Consider the following 20,021-nt stretch of genomic DNA (forward strand, 5'->3'; position numbering starts at 1 on the left):
TGAATGGCCTGTGTCGAGCCGAGTTTCGCGCGACTGCACCTCAGGGGACCGTGACGCAACCCGGCCACAAGAGACCTCGCAACGTGAGATCACTCCGGACCGCGACCACCGCTGTGAATCGCGGAGAGGCGGAGCTGGGAGAGGCGGGACTGCCATGACAGCACCTGCACGCGCCAAGAAGTCCGCTGCGCGGTCGGGTTCCGCGGAGCGCGCGCAGTCGGCCGCCAAGAAGTCCACGACCGCCAAGTCCACGACGAAGTCGGACAAGCCGCGGTCGCGGTCGGCTGCGGCCGAGCGCGCCTACGCGCGCCGCGAGGAGCGGCGGGAGCGTTCGACGCGGGAGCCGTCGGTTCGGCGACCGCGCCAGATCCGCACCGGCTCCGAGGATCGGCGGCCCACCTCGGCGAAGCCGAAGACCCGGGCCAAGCAGCTGCAGGAGCGGGTGGCGCTCGCGCGGCTGCCGCTGGTGGTCGTGGTGATGTCGGTGCTGGCCGTCGGTCTCGCCGCGACGCTGTGGCTGTCCATCGCGGCGGTCAGCGGCAGCTACCGGCTGCAGGACGGGGAGGCCGAGATCGCGAGCCTGAACGAGCGGCGGGAGCAGCTGCTGCGCGAGGTCAGCACGCTGGACTCGCCGCCGGTCATCCAGCGGCGCGCGGTGGAGGAGCTCGGCATGGTGCCGGGACCGACCCCGGCGCACCTGGTGCTGCAGCCGGACGGCACCGTGATCGTGGTCGGCGAGCCGGAGAAGGCGACCGCGCCGCCGCCCCCGGCCCCGCCGCCCGTCGAGCCGCCGCCCGCGGAACCGCCCCAGGACCAGGCACCGGCTGAGCAGCAGCCGCCCGCCGGGGAACAACCACCGGCTGAGCAGCCGCCCCAGGCAGCTGCAGGGGGACGTTGATGGTCCGCAGGTCGACCAGGATCATGCGCGGCCGCACCGCGCGCACCAACGTCGCGGGCAGCAACCGGCGGCTGCGCGTCGGGCGGCTGCTCATGGTGATCGCGCTCGTGCTCACCAGCGCGAAGCTGATCCAGGTGCAGGGCTTCGAAGCCAGCGCGCTGTCGGAGAAGGCGCTGAAGCAGCGGCTGGACCGCTCGGTCATCCCGGCCGAGCGCGGGTCCATCACGGACCGCAGCGGGAACGTGCTCGCGTTCAGCAGCGAGGCGCGGCAGCTCTACGCCAACCCGCGCCTGCTCAACAAGGAGCTCGACGAGCAGCACGCCAAGGACCCCAGCAAGCCGACCTCGGCGGAGTACAAGCAGGAGATCGCCCGCTTCATCGCCCAGGAGCTGCCGGGCGTGATCAGCGAGCAGGAGGTGCTCGACGCGCTGTTCCGCGACGTCGGGTTCACCTACTTCGGCCCCAAGATCGACCCGGGCAAGGCGCGGGAGATCACCAAGAAGTACCCGCAGATCGGCTCGGAGTACCAGGCCACTCGCGAGTACCCCGGCGGGGACCTGGCCGCGAACATCATCGGCGCGGCGAACTGGCGCAAGGACGAGGTGCCGGGCAAGCTGCGCGGCCAGATCGGGCTGGAGTCCTCGATGGACTCGGTGCTGGCGGGCAAGGACGGCCAGCAGGTCTCCGACACCGCGCTGGGCTCGGACCTGGTCATCCCCGGCACCCGGGAGCTGGAACCGGCCGTCCCGGGGTCCGATGTGGAGCTGACCATCGACTCCGACGTCCAGTTCATGCTGCAGCGCGAGCTCGCCGACTACGCCCGCGAGGCGCAGGCCAAGAACGCCAGCGCCGTGGTGCTGGACGCCAAGACCGGTGAGGTCTACGCGCTGGCCAACGACAAGACCTTCGACCCGAACGGCTCGTGGGCGGAGAACACCGGCAACCCGGCGGTGACCACCCCGTACGAGCCGGGCTCGGTGGCCAAGCTGATCACGGCCGCGGGGGCGATCGAGACCGGGATCATGAAGCCCGACACGGTCCTGCAGGTGCCCGGCAGCATCAAGGTCGCGGACCGCACGGTGGGCGACGCCTGGCCGCACGGCACGGTCCCGATGACGTTCACCGGCGTGATGGGCAAGTCCTCCAACGTCGGCACGCTGATGGCCGCGCAGCAGCTCGGCGAGCAGCGCTGGTACGACTTCGCCCGCAACTTCGGGCTGGGGCAGCGCACCGGCGTCGGCCTGCCGGGCGAGAGCGCGGGCGTCCTGCCGCCGCCCGACCAGTGGTCCGGCTCGTCGTTCGGCAACCTGCCGATCGGGCAGGGCTTCTCGATGACCGTGCTGCAGATGGCCAGCATGTACCAGACGATCGCCAACGACGGGGTCCGGGTGCCGCCGCGGATCATCTCCGCGGAGATCGGCCCGGACGGCAAGCGGGTGGAACGCCCCCGCCCGGAGGGCATCCGCGTGGTCAGCCCGGAAACCGCGCACACGGTGAAGGACATGCTGCGCTCGGTGGTCCAGAACGCCCCGCAGCCCAACCGCGGCACCGGCCCGGCCGCGGCGCTGCCGGGCTTCCAGGTCTCGGGCAAGACGGGCACGGCCCAGCAGTACGACCCGGCCTGCAAGTGCTACAGCAACTCGAAGCACTGGATCACCTTCGCGGGCATCGTCCCGGCGGACAGCCCCCGCTTCGTGATCGGCCTGATGCTGGACCGCCCGGCCTACGGAACGCAGGAGGGCAGCTCGGCGGCCCCCCTGTTCCACAACATCGCGGCCTTCCTCACCCAGCGCTACCAGCTCGACCTGTCCAAGGAAGAGGCCCCGGTCCAAGTCCTCCAACTCCCGACCCAATGACCTGGTGAGCGGCGCTCACGAGGTCTGGTGCTCTGCTGGGGTTCTGGTGCGGGAGAGGGTGAGGAAGAGGGCTGCTGCGGCGAAGCCGCAGGCCGCCAGGAGGTAGAGGCCCGCGGTGGAGGAGTCGAGGGTGTGCTCGATCCAGTTCTTCGCCACCGGGGCGACGAAACCGCCCAGGTTGCCCAGCGAGTTGATCAGGCCGATCCCGGCCGCCGCTGCCGTTCCGGTCAGGTAGGCCGCCGGGAAGGTCCAGAACACCGGTTGCACCGAGATGTAACCGGCCGCCGCCACCGACAGGCCCGCGATCGCCAGCACCGGGTCGGCGAAGTACGCCGAGGCCGCGATGCCGATCGAGCCGCCCGCCACGCAGGCCGCGGCGACGAACCGCTTCTTCGGCTGGGCGAGGCGGTCGGCGCCGGTGGACACCGCGATGTTGACCAGCAGCGCGACGGTCCACGGGATCGCCGTCACCAGGCCGACCAGCAGGCCGACCTTGCTGCCCACCGCGTCGGCCACCTGCGTCGGCAGGTAGAAGGTCATGCCGTACACGCTGCACTGGATCAGGAAGTAGATCAGGCAGAAGTACAGGACCCGCGGGTCCACCAGCGCGGTCCGCAGCCGGTGCGGGCTGTGCGACTGCTTGGCCGCGGCCTCCCGGTCCACCGCGTCCTGCAGCGCGCGGCGCTGCTCCGGTGCGAGCCAGCTGGCGTCGGCGGGTTTGTTGTCCAGGTAGAAGAACGCCCACACGCCGACCACGCAGGCGATCAGGCCCTCCACCGCGAACATCCACTGCCAGCCGAGGATTCCGGCCACCCCGTCGAGCTCCAGCAGCATCCCGGACAGCGGTCCGCCGAGCATCGAGGCGAGCGGGATGCCGAAGTAGAACACCGCGTTGCAGCGCGCCCGGTAGGCGTGCGGGACCCAGTGCGTGATGAACAGGATGACGCCGGGGAAGAAACCGGCCTCGGCCACGCCGAGCAGGAAGCGCAGCAGGTAGAACAGGAACTCGTCGTTCACCAGGGCCATCGCGGCCGAGATCAGGCCCCAGGTGACCATGATCCGGCACATCCACCAGCGGGCGCCGACCCGCATCATGATCAGGTTGCTGGGCACCTCGAACAGCGCGTACCCGATGAAGAACAGCCCGGCGCCGAGCGCGTAGGCGGCTTCGGAGATCCCGGTGTGCGCCTGGAACTCCTCCTTGGCGAACCCGATGTTGACGCGGTCCAGGAACGCGATCACGTACATGAAGAACAGGAACGGCAGCAGGCGGACCATGACCCGCCGGACCGCGGTGGTCAGCGCTTCGTCGGACTGTTGGCCGGTGTGCACCCTGCCTCCTCGTCGAGGTGGTGATTGTTCGAGATTCCGAACACCGTCCGTGATGCGGGTCACGAGCCTAGGGTTGTCGAGTGGCGCGAGTCAATCGTCCGTTCGGTATCGCAACCGCCGTTCGAGATCGCGGATGGACTGTTGCGCCGCGGTGGCCGAGCTGGTTTCGTCGCAGCGACGGGCCAGTCACTCAGCGAGGAGGGCGCATGCCGCGGCGCAGCGCGAGTTGGTTCGGAGCGCAGGGCAGGGCCGGGATGACCGCCCGGTCCTGGGTCAAGAACCAGGGCTACAGCGACGAGGTCTTCGACGGGCGACCGGTGATCGGCATCGGCACCACCTGGTCTGAGCTGGCGCCCTGCAACGCCCACCAGCAGCGGATCGCCGAGGCGGTCAAGCGCGGGGTGTGGCAGGCGGGCGGGTTCCCGCTGGAGTTCCCCAACATGGCGCTGGGCGAGACGCTGATGCGCCCGACCACGATGCTCTACCGGAACCTGCTGGCGATGCAGGCCGAGGAGACCATCCGCGCCAACCCGCTGGACGCGGTCGTGCTGCTGTCCGGCTGCGACAAGACCACGCCCGGGCTGCTGATGGCCGCGGCCAGCGTCGACCTGCCCACCGCCATGCTCACCGGCGGCCCGATGCTCAACGGCAAGTACCGCGGCACCGACATCGGTTCCGGGACCGCCGTGTGGCAGGCGGAGGCCGACCTGGTGGCGGGGCGGATCACGCAGGAGGAGTGCTACTTCATCGAGGGCTGCATGTCCCGCTCCAACGGGCACTGCATGACCATGGGCACCGCCTCCACCATGGCGTGCATCGTGGAGGCCCTGGGCATGCAGCTGCCGTACGCGGCGTCCTGGCCCGCGGTCGACGCCCGCCGCTACGCCGCCGCGCAGCAGACCGGCCAGCGCATCGTCGAGATGGTCGAGGAGGACCTCAAGCCGTCCGACGTGCTCACCCGCGACGCGTTCCGCAACGCCATCCGCGCGAACGCGGCCATCGGCGGGTCGACCAACGCCGTCGTGCACCTGATCGCGATCGCCAAGCGGGTCGGGGTGGAGCTGACCGTCGACGACTTCGACACCGACACCCGCGACGTGCCGACGCTGGTGAACCTGCAGCCCAGCGGGAAGTTCCTGATGGAGGACTTCTGCTACGCGGGCGGGCTCCCGGCGGTCCTGAAGGAGCTGGGTGATCTCGTGGAGCGGTCCGCGATCACGGTCACCGGGCGTTCGATGGGTGAGAACATCGCCGACGCGGAGGTGCACAACCGCGAGGTGATCACCCCGTTCGACGAGCCGTTCCAGGCCGTGGGCACCGGAACCGCGGTGCTGCGCGGCTCGCTGGCGCCCGACGGGGCGGTGGTCAAGCAGTCGGCGGCCTCGGAGCGGCTGCTGAAGCACCGCGGCCCGGCGATGGTGTTCGAGGACGTCGACGAGTACAACGCGGTGTGCAAGGACGACGACCTGGACGTCGACGAGAACACCGTGCTGGTCGTCCGCAACGCGGGCCCGAAGGGCTACCCCGGGATGCCGGAGGTGGCCAACGTGCCGGTGCCGAAGAAGGTCCAGGACCGCGGCTTCGACGACATCGTGCGCATCTCCGACGGCCGGATGAGCGGAACCGCCTACGGCACGGTGATCCTGCACGTCACCCCGGAAGCGGCGGCGGGCGGCCCGCTGGCCTTCGTCCGCACCGGCGACCTGATCAGCATCGACGTCCCCAACCGCCGCCTCGACCTGGAGGTGCCGGAGGAGGAGCTGGAACGCCGCCGAGCGGACTGGAAGGCCCCGGGCAACCCGCACCCGCGCGGCTACCCGCGCCTGTACCACGACCACGTCCTGCAGGCCTCGGAAGGCGCGGACCTGGACTTCCTGGTCGGCAGGTCCGGCAGCTACGTCCCCCGCGACGGCCACTGAGCGGGCTCGCGTGAGTGGTGGCGATTTCGCGCGAAATCGCCACCACTCACGCGCGGGAGACGTCGGTTTCGCGCGAAGTCGCCGTGCTTCGCGCGGGCGGTCAGCCGCGGCCGGGGACCTGGGGGTCGCTCCAGCCGAGGTAGTTGTCGTAGTAGGAGACGTCGTCGGCGTGGCCGATCGCGCCTCCGACGCTGGTGGCGTAGAAGCCGCCCTTGCCGTCGGCGATGCCGACGTGGCCGTACTGGCTGATGTTCCAGTAGACGAAGGCGCCCTCGGGCGGGGTGGAGCCGTCGGTGTGGGCCTTGCCCGCGCTGACCGCGCCGTTCCAGTGCGCGATGGCGGACGGCCAGACGCCGGTGGTGCCGTAGGCGTTCTCGGCGGCCATCTCGCAGTAGCCCTCCAGGGAGCTGTCGCCGATGCGGGCCTTGTACCACTCGATGGCACCCTGCGGGGTGCCGTCGCCGGGCGCTGCGGCGACCTGAACTGCCTGCGGGGCGGGCTCGGCGACCACGGCCGGGGTGGCGAGCGGGGCGAGGGCCAGCGCCGCACCGACACCGCAGGCACCGGCTAATCGCGCGATCCGTCGGATGTTCACGAGAACCTCCTGGAGATTGTTGATCGGCAACATCCAGGGGGCACACGCTAGCGATCACCCCTGCCGAACACCAGGAAGATGACCTGAACAGCCGATGAACCCGGACATCAGCGGATGCCGTGCTCGGCTTGGTGGCGGTCCCACACCTAGTCCAGGAGGCCGGGGAGGCCGCTGCGCAGGACCCTGCCCGAATGCTCGAACCGGATGTGGGGTGCGAAGAGCACGGCGACGCGTTCGGCGAGCTCCCGGCCGCGCCGCTCCCACTCCGCTTCGGCTTCGGGGCTGGGGAATTCCGTGTCGGGCGGGTACTCCCGGTCGAGCAGCGCTATCCACTCGCCGTGCCACTGGTCGATCTGCTCGACGAGCTCGTCCGAGATGTCGCAGTACTCGCGCAGCCCGGCGGCGGAGACCGGGAACGACGTCGGGTCGGGCCGCTCGCTGATCCAGAACGGATCCTGCTCCCAGTCGATCACCATCCGGACCTGCAGGACGGCGCTCTGCTTCCTTCGGCGGCTGAGCCTGGTGCTGACGAGGTTCTCCGGCACCGCAACGGCTTCCCGGGCATTATGCACACCCGGCAATCCGAGCAGAACAGGAACCCGGTGGCCCCATCGATGTCTCGGGACTGGTTCCTCGATTCCTTCTGCTGGAACTGGCATGAGTATTTCGAGTGAGCCTTTTTCATCCTGGCCGTGGACCGCAGCTGCGAAGGGCGACCGGCACCGATGACCAGGTCGTCGCATGCGCCGCAGGCGCATAGCCCACCCTCGCAGCTCGCACCGCCGCGGGTTCTCAGCGTTCGCCTGGCGAGGACGGCCCAACTGCCGTGTATTGGCATACATAAAGTTGGGCACCCACAGCCAGGCGGGCGCTGAGGTTCCGCCACCGGCACCGCCACCCAGAACGAGGTTGGAAAAACCTCAGTGCTTGCGCAGCTGCGCCGGAGGCGAGATCGACCAGGGCGACCTGCAGGGATCGGCCCGCGTTCCGGGCAGCTGCCAGCGTGCTCTGCGGTGGTTCGTGCCAGGTCGATTGCAAGATAGGGGGAGATTGAACTGTTGGTTGAACGATTTCGAGAATTGTTCTAGCGTTTCGGGCATCGATCTCGGTGAATATCATTCTTCGGTGTTCCGCGTATCCGTCAGATTGCCTTGCGCTCGCGCTCCAGGACGGTGTTGCAGGGCTTCCAGTGCCGTTTCCCGGGTGTCGACGGTCACGGTCACCGACCGGCTGCGCTCCGTGATGCGGATGCGGCTGATCTCCTGCCGGTTTGCCTTCTCCTGCAGGTCTTGCGCCCACGCCCGGATCGCGCGGTCGGCCTGCGCCGGGTCCGCGCCGAGGTCCTGCGACTTCCTCCCCCGGAATTCCGAGTCAGGGGAGTTCTGCTTCACGCGCGCGCGACCGGAGTTCGGATGAGCAGCGATTGCGCTGAACAGCACAACGTCGTTCGGCCGGATGCGGGGGCGACCATCGGGATGCGGGCTCGGGGGGTACCGGTAGCCTGTCGCGACGTGCCTTCCGCGGTTGCCACAGCTCCGCCGCGCCCGTCCCACGTGGAGCCGGTGGAGATCGAGAAACTCGCCGATCTCATCGGTGCGCGAGTGCTTCGCGCCCCTGGTCGCAGCGCCGACGCGGCGCCGGTGACCGGGGCGACGCTGCGCGCTCAGCACGTCCGCCCCGGGGACCTGTTCGCCGCGCTGCCCGGCACGCGCGTGCACGGTGCGGACTTCGCCCAGAACGCGCTGGACGCCGGGGCTGTGGCGGTGCTCACCGACCAGGCCGGGGTCGACCGGGCCGGGCTCGCCGAGCACCCCGCGGTTCGCGACGGCAGCGTGTCCGTGCTGGTGCACGACGATCCGCGCGGTGTGCTCGGGGCCGCTTCGGCGCTGATCTACGGCGACCCGTCGCGCAAGCTGAAGATCCTCGGCGTGACCGGTACCTCCGGCAAGACCACCACGTCCTACCTGCTGGAGTCCGCGCTGCAGGCCGCCGGGTTCTGCACCGGGCTGGTCGGCACCGTGGAGACCCGCATCGCCGGGGAGCGGCTGGACAGCGCGTTCACCACCCCCGAGGCTCCCGACCTGCAGGCGCTGCTCGCGGTCATGGTCGAGCACGGGGTCACGTTCGTGCCGATGGAGGTCTCCAGCCACGCGCTGGCCATGGGCCGGGTGTCCGGCACCCGGTTCACCGTCGGGGCGTTCACCAACCTCTCCCAGGACCACCTGGACTTCCACCGGGACATGGAGGACTACTTCCAGGCCAAGGCGCTGCTGTTCGACGGCCGGGCCGAGCACGAGGTGGTCTGCGTCGACGGCGAATGGGGCCGCCGCCTGGTCAAGGACGGCACCGTCACGGTGTCCACCGAGGGCGATGCGACCTGGTCGGCCACCGACGTGCAGGCCTTCGCCACCGGGGAGCAGACCTTCACCGCGCACGGGCCCGACGACCTCAAGCTGCACGTCCGGCTGCGGCTGCCCGGTCCGTTCAACGTGGCCAACGCGCTGCTGGCCATCGGCGCGCTGCACGCGGCCGGGGTGCCGACCTGGGCGATCGAGCGCGGGCTGGCCGAGGTCGACGTGCCCGGCCGGATGGAGCGGGTCGCGCTCGGCCAGGACTTCACCGCCGTCGTCGACTACTCGCACAAGCCCGGCGCGGTGGCCGCGGTGCTCGACGCGGCGCGCGCGCAGGTCGACGGCAAGGTGATCGTCGTGCTGGGCTGCGGCGGCGACCGGGACGTGGCGAAGCGGCCGCTGATGGGCGAGGCCGCCGCCCGCCGCTCGGAGCTGCTGATCGTCACCGACGACAACCCGCGCAGCGAGGACCCCGCCGAGATCCGGGCCGCCATGCTGGCCGGTGCCGAGGAGGTGCCCGCCGACGAGCGCGGCGAGGTCGTCGAGATCGGCGACCGGCGCGCGGCCATCGCCGCCGCCGTGGACCGCGCCGGGACCGGCGACATCGTGGTCGTCGCAGGCAAGGGCCACGAGACCGGGCAGGAGGTCGCGGGGGTGGTGCACCCGTTCTCCGACCGGGAGGAACTGGCCGCCGCGCTGCGCCATAGGCTTAGGGACCCAGAAGGGACCGATGTTCGTCGGGGGCAGGTCAACGAGGAGGCGTCATGAGCGACAATTGCCCGTTTCGCGCTCATGTAAGCCGACCGGGTGCGGGTGTCCCGCAGGGTACGGAGGCGTCGTGAGCCAGGCTCATCGTCGCCGTCGGGTGCGGTGACGCCGTGAGCGGCGCGCCGCGCTCGTGGATGCCGATCGGATGCGGGTGACCCGCAAGACGGAGTGGAGGCAAGTTGATCCGGCTCAGCCTCGCTGACATCGCGCGTGCGGTGGGCGGCGGGCTTCATCGTGCGGAAGGCTCGGAGATCGTCAGCGCGGGCGTCGAGTTCGACTCCCGCAAGATCGAGACCGGCGGGCTGTTCGTGGCCGTGCCGGGCGAACGGGTCGACGGGCACGACTTCGCCGCGCAGGCGGTGGCCGACGGCGCGGTGGGCGTGCTCGCCGCGCGCGAGGTCGACGCCCCGGCGGTCGTGGTGCCCCCGATCCCCGCCGCGGACCGCTCGGGCGCGCTGGCGCTCGCCGGGGACGCCGACGGCTCCGGCGCCGCGGTGCTGACCGGGCTGGCGAAGCTGGCCAGGTACGTGGTCGACCGGCTGCCGCAGCTCACCGTGGTCGGCGTGACCGGCTCGTCCGGCAAGACGTCCACCAAGGACTTGATCGCGCAGCTGCTGGAACCGATGGGGCCGACGGTCGCGCCGCCCGGTTCGTTCAACAACGAGCTCGGGCACCCGTGGACGGTGCTGCGCGCCGACGAGCGCACCAAGCACCTGGTGCTGGAGCTCTCCGCGCGCGGCGTCGGGCACATCGCGAACCTGTGCCAGGTCGCTCCGCCGCGCATCGGCGTGGTGCTCAACGTCGGGCACGCGCACCTCGGCGAGTTCGGCTCGCAGGAAGCGGTGGCGCAGGCCAAGGGCGAGCTGCCCGAGTCGCTGCCCGCGGACGGCGTGGCGGTGCTCAACGGCGACGACCCGCTGGTCGCGGCGATGGCCGAGCGGACTCGGGCGCGCGTGGTGCTGGTCGGGGAGCGCCCCGACGCGCACGTTCGGGCCGAGGACATCGACGTCGACGAGCAGGCGCGGCCCACGTTCAGGCTGGTCACCGCCGAGGGCTCGGCGCGGGTGACGCTGCCGCTGTTCGGCGAGCACCACGTCGGCAACGCGCTGGCCGCCGCCGCCGTCGCGCTGGAGCTCGGCGCGACCCTCGAGGAGGTCGCCGAGCGGTTGAGCTCGGTGCGGCGCGTGTCGGCGCGGCGCATGGAGGTCAGCGAGACCCCGGACGGCGTCACGGTCGTCAACGACGCCTACAACGCGAACCCGGAGTCGGTGCGCGCCGCGCTGAAGACGCTGGCCGCGATGACCCGCGGACGTCCCGCCCGGGCCTGGGCGGTGCTCGGGCACATGGGCGAGCTCGGCGAGGCCGAGACCGAGGCGCACGACGAGATCGGACGGCTGGCCGTCCGGCTGAACATCGACCGGCTGGTGGTGGTCGGCGAACAGGCCCAGGCGATGCACCAGGCGGCATCGCTGGAGGGGTCGTGGGGAGAGGAGTCGGTTCTGGTGCCGGACGTCGATGCGGCTGTCGCGCTGCTGCGCGCCGAGCTGCGTCCCGGTGACGTTGTCCTGACCAAGGCGTCGAACGCCGCCGGGCTGTGGCGGGTCGCCGACGCGCTGCTGGCGGGAGGGCGGACCGCGTGAAGCCGATCCTGGTGGCGGCCGCGGTCGCCCTCGTCGTCTCGATCCTGTTCACCCCGTACCTGATCCGGGTCTTCTCCAAGCAGGGCTTCGGCCAGGAGATCCGCGAGGAGGTGCAGAGCCAGCACGCGGCCAAGCGCGGCACCCCGACCATGGGCGGGGTGGCGATCCTGGTCGCCATGTGGTGCGGCTACCTGGCCACCCACCTGATCATGGGCGACCAGCCCACCGTGACCGGGTTGCTGGTGCTCGGCCTGACCACCGCGCTGGGCATCGTCGGCTTCCTGGACGACTTCATCAAGATCCGCAAGCAGCGCAACCTCGGGCTGAACAAGACCGCGAAGCTGGTCGGCCAGCTGGTGGCCTCGGTGCTGTTCGCGATCCTGGCCATCCGCTTCCCGAACGAGCACGGCGTGACGCCCGCGTCGACGGAGCTGTCGTTCCTGCGCGACATCTCGGTGATCTCCTTCGGCGCGATCGGGTTCGTGATCTTCGCCTACGTCGCGATCAGCGGCTGGTCCAACGCGGTCAACTTCACCGACGGCATGGACGGCCTGGCCGGCGGCACCGCGGCGATGGTGCTGGCGACCTACGTGCTGGTGGCGTTCTGGCAGCTGCGCAACGACTGCTTCGCCGTCTCCGGCCCGGCCCCGGGCTGCTACACGGTGCGCGACCCGCTGGACATCGCGGTGGTCGCGGCGGCGGCGATGGCGGCCTGCGTCGGGTTCCTGTGGTGGAACGCCGCACCGGCGAAGATCTTCATGGGCGACACCGGTTCGCTGGCGCTGGGCGGTCTGCTCGCCGGGCTGTCGATGGCCACCCGCACCGAGCTGCTGATGATCATCATCGGCGGGGTGTTCGTGGTCGAGGCGCTGTCGGTGGTGCTGCAGATCGTGGTGTTCCGGACCACCCGGCGCCGGTTGTTCCGGATGGCCCCGTTCCACCACCACTTCGAGCTGGCCGGGTGGGCCGAGACCACGGTGATCATCCGCTTCTGGGTGCTGGCCGGGATCAGCTGCATGTTCGGCGTGGGCCTGTTCTACGCGGACTGGCTCTCCGCCGCCCTGACGCGCTGATGTCGTGAACGACCACCGCCGCTCGCGGGACGATGAGGAGGACGGCGTGGCAAGCCGGTTCCAGGGATTGCAGGTGCTGGTGGCCGGGGCCGGGGTGTCCGGCCGCTCGGCGGCCGAGGCGCTGCTCGCGGCGGGCGCGGCGGTGACCGTCACGGACGGTTCGGCCGACCGGCTCGCCGCCCTGGCCTCGCTGCAGTCGCAGGGCGCGGAGCTGGTGCCCGGGCTGGCCGAGCCGCCGGTCGGCACGGACCTGGTGGTCACCAGCCCCGGCTGGCGGCCGGACGCGCCGCTGCTGGCGGCCTCGGCCACCGCGGGCGTCGAGGTGATCGGCGAGGTCGAGCTGGCCTGGCGGCTGGACCGGGAGAAGGAGTCCCCGGCGACCTGGCTCGCGGTCACCGGCACCAACGGCAAGACCACCACGGTCAGCATGCTCGAGTCGGTGCTGCGCGCCGCCGGGGTCGACGTGGTGGCCTGCGGCAACGTCGGGCTGCCGGTGGTGGACGCGGTCCGCGCCGGGCACGGCGTGCTGGCCGTGGAGCTGTCCAGCTTCCAGCTGCACTGGTCGGAGTCGCTCGCGCCGCGCGCCGCCGTCGTCCTGAACCTCGCCGCCGACCACCTGGACTGGCACGGCGACCTGGACTCCTACGGCGCGGCCAAGGCCAAGATCTACGCGGGCAACGCGGTCTCGGTCGCCAACGCCGACGACGAGTGGTCGACCCGGCTGGTCGGCGCGGCGACCGGGCGGACGGTCTCGTTCACGCTCGGGGTCCCGCAGGCCGACCAGCTCGGTGTCGAGGACGGCGAGCTGGTCGACCGGGCCTTCGGCGACCGGGTGGTGCTCGCCTCGCTGGCGGACGTGCACCCCGCGGGCCCGCACAACGTCGCCAACGCGCTGGCCGCGGCGGCGCTCGCGCGCGCCTACGGCGTGCAGCCGGACGCGGTGGCCGAGGGGCTGCGGGCGTTCCAGCCCGGCGCCCACCGGTCGGTCCCGGTGGCCGAGGCCGATGGTGTGTCCTATGTGGACGACTCGAAGGCGACCAACCCGCACGCGGCCGACGCCGCGCTGCGCGCCCACCCGAGGGTGGTGTGGATCGCCGGTGGTCTGCTCAAGGGCGCGGAGGTGGACGAGCTCGTCGCGGCCAACGCCGATCGGCTCGCCGCCGCGGTGCTGATCGGCCGGGATCGGGCGCAGTTCGCCGCCGCACTGGCCCGACACGCCCCGGATGTGCCGGTCCGCGAGGTGTCGGCGGGGGACGATGCGGGCATGCTGCAAGCTGTCCGGTTGGCCCACGAGTTCGCAAGTCCCGGTTCGGTGGTGCTGCTCGCCCCGGCCGCCGCCTCGATGGACATGTTCACCGATTACGCCCACCGGGGCCGCGCTTTCGCCGACGCGGTTCGCGAGGTCCTGACCGGCACGCCGACGGCACCCGCCCACGGCGGGTGATCCTGCCGTGCCCACCGCCACCAAGACCGGCGCCCGGAAGCGGGTCGGCCTGACCGCGCTGTCCCCGCTGACCGCGTGGCTGACCCGGCCGCTGGCCTCGTTCCACCTGCTGCTGGCCGTCTTCGGTCTGCTGACGGTCTTCGGCCTGGTGATGGTGCTCTCGGCCTCCAGCGTCGACTCGTTCAACAAGGACGGTTCGTCCTACAGCGTCTTCAGCAAGCAGGTGATGTACTGCATCGCCGGACTGGTGCTGTTCTACGCGGCGCTGCGGGTGCCGGTGAAGCTGATGCGCCGGTACAGCCTGATCCTGCTCACCATCTGCCTCGGGCTGCTGGCGCTGGTGCTCACCCCGCTCGGCACCAAGCTCAACGGCGCCCAGAGCTGGTTCGTGATCGCCGGGGTGTCCTTCCAGCCGGTGGAGTTCGCCAAGGTCTCCTTCGCGCTGTGGGGCGCGCACGTGCTGGTCACCAAGCGCGGCCTGATGAACCAGTACCGCCACCTGCTGGTGCCGGTGGTGCCCGCCGCGCTGCTGATGTTCACGCTGGTGATGCTGCAGCCCGACCTCGGTTCGACGATCACGCTGTTCCTGGTGCTGCTGGCGCTGCTGTGGTTCGCCGGGGCGCCGCTGCGGCTGTTCCTGATGGCGCTGCTGGGCGCGGCGACCGCCGGTGTGACGCTGGCCATGGTCGCCGACTACCGGATGGCGCGGATCACCGCGTTCCTGGACCCGATGGCCGACCCGACCGGCAACGGCTTCCAGGCCCGGCAGGCGCTGTTCGCGCTCGCCGACGGCGGGCTGTTCGGCCGCGGGCTGGGGCAGGGCTGGTCGAAGTGGCAGTACCTGCCCAACGTGCACAACGACTTCATCTTCGCGGTGATCGGCGAGGAGCTGGGCTTCGTCGGCTGCGCGATCGTGCTGGCGCTCTACGGCACCACCGCCTACGTGGGCATGCGCATCGCGTTCCGCAACACCGACCCGTGGATCCGGCTGGTCTCGGCGACGCTGACCACCTTCCTGGTCGGCCAGGCGGTCATCAACATCGGCTACGTGGTGGGCCTGCTGCCCACCACCGGGCTGCCGCTGCCGCTGATCTCCTCCGGCGGATCCTCGGTGGTGACCAGCATGCTGGTGTTCGGGCTGCTGGCGAACTTCGCCCGGCACGAACCCGAGGCGATCGCCGCGCTACGGTCTTTGGGACCGGGCCGGGTCGGCAAGCTGCTGAGGCTGCCCACCCCGGCGCCGTACCGGCCGCCCGCCAAGCGGCGTCCGGCACGACCCACCCCACGAAGCCGACCGGGAGCGAAGGGCTCCGGCGCGGCGGCAACACGCCGGGGAGGCGGGGACACCCGCGCGCGCGGAGCGCGCAGCGGCCCCGGATCCCGGGCGCAGACACGAGGAGGACACCGTTGAGCGGCGAGCAGACGGCCCGCATCGACCAGGGCGCGCTGGGCGACCCCAGGGGTGCTGCCGCGGCGCGGCGCCCGCTGTCGGTCGTGGTCGCCGGTGGCGGCACCGCCGGGCACGTCGAGCCCGCGATGGCGCTGGCCGACGCGGTGCGCCGGCTGCGCCCGGACGCCCGGGTGACGGCGCTGGGCACCGAGCGCGGCCTGGAGAACCGGCTGGTGCCCGCGCGCGGCTACCCGCTGGAGCTGATCCCGCCGGTGCCGATGCCCCGCAAGCCCAACGTCGACCTGCTGAAGCTGCCGCTGAAGGTGCGGGACTCGGTGAAGCAGACCCGCGCGGTGCTCGACCGGGTCGGCGCGGACGTGGTGGTCGGCTTCGGCGGTTACGTGTCGCTGCCCGCCTACCTGGCCGCCCGCGGCCGGGTGCCGATCGTGGTGCACGAGGCGAACGCGCGCGCGGGCCTGGCGAACAAGGTCGGCGCGAAGTTCGCCGAGCGCGTGCTGGCGGCGACCCCGGACAGCGGCCTGCCCGGCGCGCAGACCATCGGGATCCCGCTGCGCGAGTCCATCACCCGGCTCGACCGCTGGGCGCTGCGGGCGCAGGCCCGCCAGCACTTCGGGCTGCACCCGCACGCGCCGACGATCCTGGTGTTCGGCGGTTCGCAGGGGGCGCGCACGCTCAACACGGCGTTCTCCGGCGCGGCTGAGGCGCTGGGCCGGGCCGGGATCGGCGTGCTGCACGCGCACGGCCCGAAGAACACCATCGCGGTGCAGCAGGTCCCGGGCGCCCCGGTCTACAACGCGGTGCCCTACCTGGAGCGGATGGACCTGGCCTACGCCGCGGCGGACCTGGTGGTGTGCCGGTCCGGGGCGATGACCGTGGCCGAGGTCTCCGCGCTCGGGCTGCCCGCGGTGTTCGTGCCGCTGCCGCACGGCAACGGCGAGCAGGCGCTCAACGCGCAGCCGGTGGTGGCCCAGGGCGGGGCGCGGCTGGTGGCCGACGAGGACATGACCTCGCAGAAGGTGATCGACGAGGTCCTGCCGCTGGCGCTGGACCCGCAGCGGCTGCAGGAGATGAGCCGCGCGACCCTCGGCAGCGGGCACCGGGAGGCCGACCACGTGTTGGCGCAGATCGTGCTGGAGGTGGCGGGCCAGTGACCGCAGCACCAGACCTCGACGCCGTGCTGGCCAGGGTGCACCTGGTCGGCATCGGCGGGGCCGGGATGAGCGGCATCGCCCGCATCCTGCTGGCCCGCGGCCACCAGGTGTCGGGCTCGGACGCCCGCGACTCGCGGACCGTGCTCGCGCTGCGGGCGCAGGGCGCGCACATCGGCATCGGGCACCGGGCGGAGAACCTGGACCAGTTCGACACCGACCCGACCGCGGTCGTGGTGTCCACCGCGATCCGGCCGGACAACCCCGAGCTCGTCGCCGCCCAGGAGCGCGGCATCACCGTGCTGCGCCGCGCTGAGGCGCTGGCCGCGCTGATGGCCGGGCACCGGGTGGCCTGCGTGGCTGGCACCCACGGCAAGACCTCGACCACGTCGATGCTCACCGTGGCGCTGCAGCACTGCCGGTTCGACCCGTCGTTCGCGATCGGCGGCGACCTCAACGAGTCGGGCGCGAACGCGCACCACGGCGACGGCAGCATCTTCGTCGCCGAAGCCGACGAGAGCGACGGCTCGTTCCTGGTGTTCTCCCCGTCGGTGGCGGTGGTGACCAACGTCGAGCCCGACCACCTGGACCACCACGGCACCGCCGAGGCCTACACCAAGGTCTTCGAGGACTTCGTGCAGCGCATCGAACCCGGCGGGGTGCTGATCGCCTGCGCCGACGACGCCGGGTCGGCGGAGCTGGCCGACCGCGCGGAAGCCGCCGGGGTCCGGGTGCGCCGCTACGGCAAGTCCGCGACCGGCGCCGCCGACGCGCGGCTGGTGGACTACCGGGCCGAGCAGGGCACCGGGGTGGCGACCGTGGAGCTCGGCGGCGAGCGCATCGACGTGCGGGTGTCGGTGCCGGGCGAGCACATGGCGGGCAACGCGACCGCCGCGCTGCTGGCCGGGCTGGAGCTCGGCGCGCCGCTGGGCGGGCTGCTCGACGGGCTGGCCGCGTTCGGCGGGGTGCGGCGCCGGTTCGAGTTCCGCGGGCGGGCGCGGGGCGTCCGCGTCTACGACGACTACGCGCACCACCCGACGGAGGTCGACGCCCAGCTGCGCGCGGCCCGCCCGGTGGCCGCGGACGGTCGGCTGGTCGTGGTGTTCCAGCCGCACCTGTTCTCCCGCACGGCGGCCTTCGCGGCGGAGTTCGCGACCGCGCTGGCGCTGGCCGACGAGGTGGTCGTGCTCGACGTCTACGGCGCGCGCGAGGACCCGCAGCCCGGCGTCACCGGCAAGCTGATCGCCGACCAGGTCCCGCTGCCCGCGGACAAGGTGCACTACCAGCCGTCCTTCACCGAGGTGCCGCAGCTGGTGGCGGGTCTGGCCCGCTCCGGTGACCTGGTGCTGACCATGGGCGCCGGTGACGTGACCATGCTCGGCGCGGAGATCCTCGCGGAGATCGACCGCGGCACCGCGGAGGTCCGCGGGTGACCTCGACGCGCCGTCGCGCAGCGGACCGACCCGGGGTGCGCAGCACCCGGGGCCGCCCGGTGCGGGGCGGCGCGGCGGCGCCGCCGAAGTGGCGCCGCTGGGCGCTGCCGCTCGTGCTGGCCGCGGTGACCGTGCTGGCCCTGGTCCTCTACTTCACCCCGCTGCTGGGCGTGCGGTCGGTGGAGGTCGTGGGCAACACCTCGCTGGACCACGACGAGGTGGTGCGCGCCTCGGGCATCGAGACCGGCACCCCGATGCTGCAGGTCGACGCGGCCGAGATCCGCGACCGGCTGCAGGCGGTGCCGAAGATCGCGGCGGCGGAGGTGGTGCTGTCCTGGCCGTCGGCGGTGCAGGTGCGCGTCACCGAACGGGTCCCGGCGGCGTTCCTGGTGGCGCGCAACGGGATCGAGCTGGTGGACGCGACCGGCATGCCGTTCCAGACGGTCCCGGAACCCCCGGCGGACCTCCCGGAGCTCAAGGTCCGCGAAGCCTCCCAGACGGACCCGGCGACGAGGGCGGGCATGCTGGTCCTGACCTCGGTCCCGCAGCCGGTGCGAGCCGAGATCACCGCGGTCCTGGCGGAGAACCCGAACGACATCCGCCTGCTCCTCAAGGGGGACCGCCAGATCGAGTGGGGCTCCCAGGAGGAGGCGGAGAAGAAGGCGGCGATACTCCCGGCGCTGCTGACCCGCCCGGGCAAGGTCTTCGACGTCACCACCCCCGCCCTCCCGACGGTGTCCTGACGCCGCCGAGCCCGAGGGCGATCCTCCGGTCAAGATCATCTTTGTCACGCTAACGTGTGATCGTGTTCAGGGTCAGCGGCGAGGCTCCGGAGTCCGTCTTCTCGGTGGCAGCTCATCCGACCAGGCGGTTGCGGGTCGTGCGGCCGTCGGGCAGTCGTGTCGTGCCTCCGGTGGACCTCGCCGAGGCCGAGGAGTTCCTGCGGCTGTTCCACACCGAGAACCGGGATTCCGGTTCGTTGCAGCAGCGGTTGGACCGGGTTCGGTACGAGGTCGAGACCGTCGGGACCTATCGGCACACCCCGGAGGAGCTGGCCTTCGGGGCGCGGGTGGCGTGGCGCAACAGCGCGCGCTGCATCGGGCGGTTGTACTGGCGGAGCCTGAAGGTGCGCGACCTGCGCGACGTGCACACCGCCGCCGGTGTCGCCGGGCACTGCGTGCAGCACCTGCGGATGGCCACCAACAACGGCAAGATCCGGCCGGTGATCAGCGTGTTCCCGCCGGAGGTGCCGCAGCGGCCCGCGCCGCGGATCTGGAACGAGCAGCTGATCCGCTACGCCGGGCACCAGCGGCCGGACGGTTCCGTGCTGGGCGACCCGCGGTACGCGCGGTTCACCGAGGCGCTGACGCGCTTCGGCTGGCGGCCGCAGCGGCGCAGCGCCTTCGACGTGCTGCCGCTGGTCGTGGAGACCGCTGACGAGGGGCCGCACATGTTCGCGGTGCCGTCGGACGCGGTGCTGGAGGTGCCGCTGAGCCACCCGGACCTGCCGTGGTTCGCCGAGCTCGGGCTGCGCTGGCACGCGGTTCCGGTGATCAGCAACATGCGGTTGCGCATCGGCGGCGTCTCCTACCCGGCCGCGCCGTTCAACGGCTGGTACATGGGCACCGAGATCGGCGCCCGCAACTTCGCCGACACCGACCGCTACGACCTGATCCCGGTGGTCGCCGAGCGGTTGGGGCTGGACACCTCGCGCGAGGACACGCTGTGGCGGGACCGCGCCCTGGTCGAGCTCAACCGCGCGGTGCTGCACTCCTACCGGAAGGCCGGGGTGACCATCACCGACCACCACACGGAGTCGCACCGCTTCCTGACGCACCTGGCGAAGGAGGAGGCGGCGGGCCGCAAGTGCCCGGTGGACTGGAGCTGGATCGTGCCGCCGATGTCGGGCTCGCTGACCCCGGTGTTCCACCGGTACTACGACGAGTCCCACCAGCTGCCGAACTTCGAGCTCGACGAGGACGCCACCCGCCGAGCCCTCGAAGGCGGCCCACCCCGCTTCCGCCCGCACGGCTGAGCGCCCCGGGCGGTTTCGCCCGAAATCGGCGGGATCGCCGACGTCAGCTCGCCACGAATGGCGCATTGACCCCGGTGGGGCGGTCTCAATAGCGTCCTCAGCAATCGTTTTCCGGGAC

The 20,021-nt window shown here is 71.8% G+C and carries 16 protein-coding genes; 12 read left to right on the forward strand and 4 right to left on the reverse strand.

Annotated features, from left to right (window positions below; genetic code table 11):
- Positions 1 to 154: 154 nt before the first annotated feature.
- Together ftsL and F1721_RS20390 are read left to right on the forward strand one after the other, a co-directional pair.
- Positions 155 to 898, forward strand: a complete 744-nt coding sequence (ftsL, locus tag F1721_RS20385; protein WP_150068336.1) for a cell division protein FtsL — start codon at positions 155 to 157, stop codon at positions 896 to 898.
- Entirely contained in the window at positions 898 to 2,754 is a 1,857-nt protein-coding gene (locus F1721_RS20390; RefSeq protein ID WP_150068337.1) for a peptidoglycan D,D-transpeptidase FtsI family protein, read from the forward strand. The genes ftsL and F1721_RS20390 overlap by 1 nt, the downstream gene beginning before the upstream one ends.
- A gap of 15 nt (positions 2,755 to 2,769) precedes the next feature.
- Here F1721_RS20390 and F1721_RS20395 read toward each other — a convergent pair whose 3' ends face one another.
- The gene (locus F1721_RS20395) at positions 2,770 to 4,086 is read right to left on the reverse strand and encodes an MFS transporter (protein WP_246155195.1); all 1,317 of its coding nucleotides are present in this window, start codon (positions 4,084 to 4,086) and stop codon (positions 2,770 to 2,772) included.
- 206 nt (positions 4,087 to 4,292) lie between these two features.
- On the opposite strand from F1721_RS20395, the gene F1721_RS20400 reads away from it, so the two are divergent.
- Positions 4,293 to 6,005 carry an IlvD/Edd family dehydratase gene (locus tag F1721_RS20400; protein ID WP_150068338.1) on the forward strand — a complete coding sequence of 571 codons (1,713 nt, stop codon included), beginning with the start codon at positions 4,293 to 4,295 and terminating at the stop codon, positions 6,003 to 6,005.
- A gap of 100 nt (positions 6,006 to 6,105) precedes the next feature.
- On the opposite strand, the gene F1721_RS20405 is transcribed toward F1721_RS20400, so the two are convergent.
- The 3 genes from F1721_RS20405 to F1721_RS20415 all read right to left on the reverse strand — a co-directional run bounded on the left by F1721_RS20405 (position 6,106) and on the right by F1721_RS20415 (position 7,991).
- Positions 6,106 to 6,600 (reverse strand): CHAP domain-containing protein, encoded by a 495-nt coding sequence (locus F1721_RS20405; RefSeq protein ID WP_387512360.1) that lies wholly within the window; start codon positions 6,598 to 6,600, stop codon positions 6,106 to 6,108.
- A 146-nt stretch (positions 6,601 to 6,746) separates the two neighbouring features.
- Positions 6,747 to 7,145: a hypothetical protein gene (locus F1721_RS20410; protein WP_150068340.1), complete on the reverse strand. Its 399-nt coding sequence runs from the start codon at positions 7,143 to 7,145 to the stop codon at positions 6,747 to 6,749.
- 570 nt (positions 7,146 to 7,715) lie between these two features.
- Positions 7,716 to 7,991, reverse strand: coding sequence for a hypothetical protein (locus tag F1721_RS20415; protein WP_150068341.1), 276 nt, complete (start codon positions 7,989 to 7,991; stop codon positions 7,716 to 7,718).
- Between the two features lie 84 nt (positions 7,992 to 8,075).
- Here F1721_RS20415 and F1721_RS20420 point away from each other — a divergent pair, with 84 nt between their 5' ends.
- The 9 genes from F1721_RS20420 (at position 8,076) to F1721_RS20460 (ending at position 19,903) form a co-directional block, all read left to right on the forward strand.
- Complete coding sequence (locus tag F1721_RS20420) at positions 8,076 to 9,719, forward strand: UDP-N-acetylmuramoyl-L-alanyl-D-glutamate--2,6-diaminopimelate ligase (protein ID WP_150068553.1); 1,644 nt, start codon at positions 8,076 to 8,078, stop codon at positions 9,717 to 9,719.
- A 179-nt stretch (positions 9,720 to 9,898) separates the two neighbouring features.
- The gene (locus F1721_RS20425; RefSeq protein ID WP_150068342.1) at positions 9,899 to 11,359 is read left to right on the forward strand and encodes a UDP-N-acetylmuramoyl-tripeptide--D-alanyl-D-alanine ligase; all 1,461 of its coding nucleotides are present in this window, start codon (positions 9,899 to 9,901) and stop codon (positions 11,357 to 11,359) included.
- The gene (gene mraY / locus F1721_RS20430; RefSeq protein ID WP_150068343.1) at positions 11,356 to 12,432 is read left to right on the forward strand and encodes a phospho-N-acetylmuramoyl-pentapeptide-transferase; all 1,077 of its coding nucleotides are present in this window, start codon (positions 11,356 to 11,358) and stop codon (positions 12,430 to 12,432) included. The genes F1721_RS20425 and mraY overlap by 4 nt, the downstream gene beginning before the upstream one ends.
- Positions 12,433 to 12,478: 46 nt before the next feature.
- The gene (murD, locus tag F1721_RS20435; RefSeq protein WP_246155196.1) at positions 12,479 to 13,876 is read left to right on the forward strand and encodes a UDP-N-acetylmuramoyl-L-alanine--D-glutamate ligase; all 1,398 of its coding nucleotides are present in this window, start codon (positions 12,479 to 12,481) and stop codon (positions 13,874 to 13,876) included.
- Positions 13,877 to 13,883: 7 nt separating this feature from the next.
- Positions 13,884 to 15,287: a putative lipid II flippase FtsW gene (gene ftsW / locus F1721_RS20440; RefSeq protein WP_150068345.1), complete on the forward strand. Its 1,404-nt coding sequence runs from the start codon at positions 13,884 to 13,886 to the stop codon at positions 15,285 to 15,287.
- Between the two features lie 20 nt (positions 15,288 to 15,307).
- Positions 15,308 to 16,438 (forward strand): undecaprenyldiphospho-muramoylpentapeptide beta-N-acetylglucosaminyltransferase, encoded by a 1,131-nt coding sequence (gene murG, locus F1721_RS20445; protein ID WP_150068554.1) that lies wholly within the window; start codon positions 15,308 to 15,310, stop codon positions 16,436 to 16,438.
- Positions 16,435 to 17,868: a UDP-N-acetylmuramate--L-alanine ligase gene (gene murC / locus F1721_RS20450; RefSeq protein ID WP_150068346.1), complete on the forward strand. Its 1,434-nt coding sequence runs from the start codon at positions 16,435 to 16,437 to the stop codon at positions 17,866 to 17,868. Before murG ends, murC begins: the two co-directional genes overlap by 4 nt.
- A 35-nt stretch (positions 17,869 to 17,903) precedes the next feature.
- Positions 17,904 to 18,611 carry a cell division protein FtsQ/DivIB gene (locus tag F1721_RS20455; RefSeq protein ID WP_246155197.1) on the forward strand — a complete coding sequence of 236 codons (708 nt, stop codon included), beginning with the start codon at positions 17,904 to 17,906 and terminating at the stop codon, positions 18,609 to 18,611.
- Positions 18,612 to 18,739: 128 nt separating this feature from the next.
- Positions 18,740 to 19,903 (forward strand): nitric oxide synthase oxygenase, encoded by a 1,164-nt coding sequence (locus F1721_RS20460; RefSeq protein WP_246155228.1) that lies wholly within the window; start codon positions 18,740 to 18,742, stop codon positions 19,901 to 19,903.
- Positions 19,904 to 20,021 lie beyond the last annotated feature (118 nt).

The sequence above is a fragment of the Saccharopolyspora hirsuta genome, from assembly GCF_008630535.1.
Classification (GTDB): domain Bacteria; phylum Actinomycetota; class Actinomycetes; order Mycobacteriales; family Pseudonocardiaceae; genus Saccharopolyspora; species Saccharopolyspora hirsuta.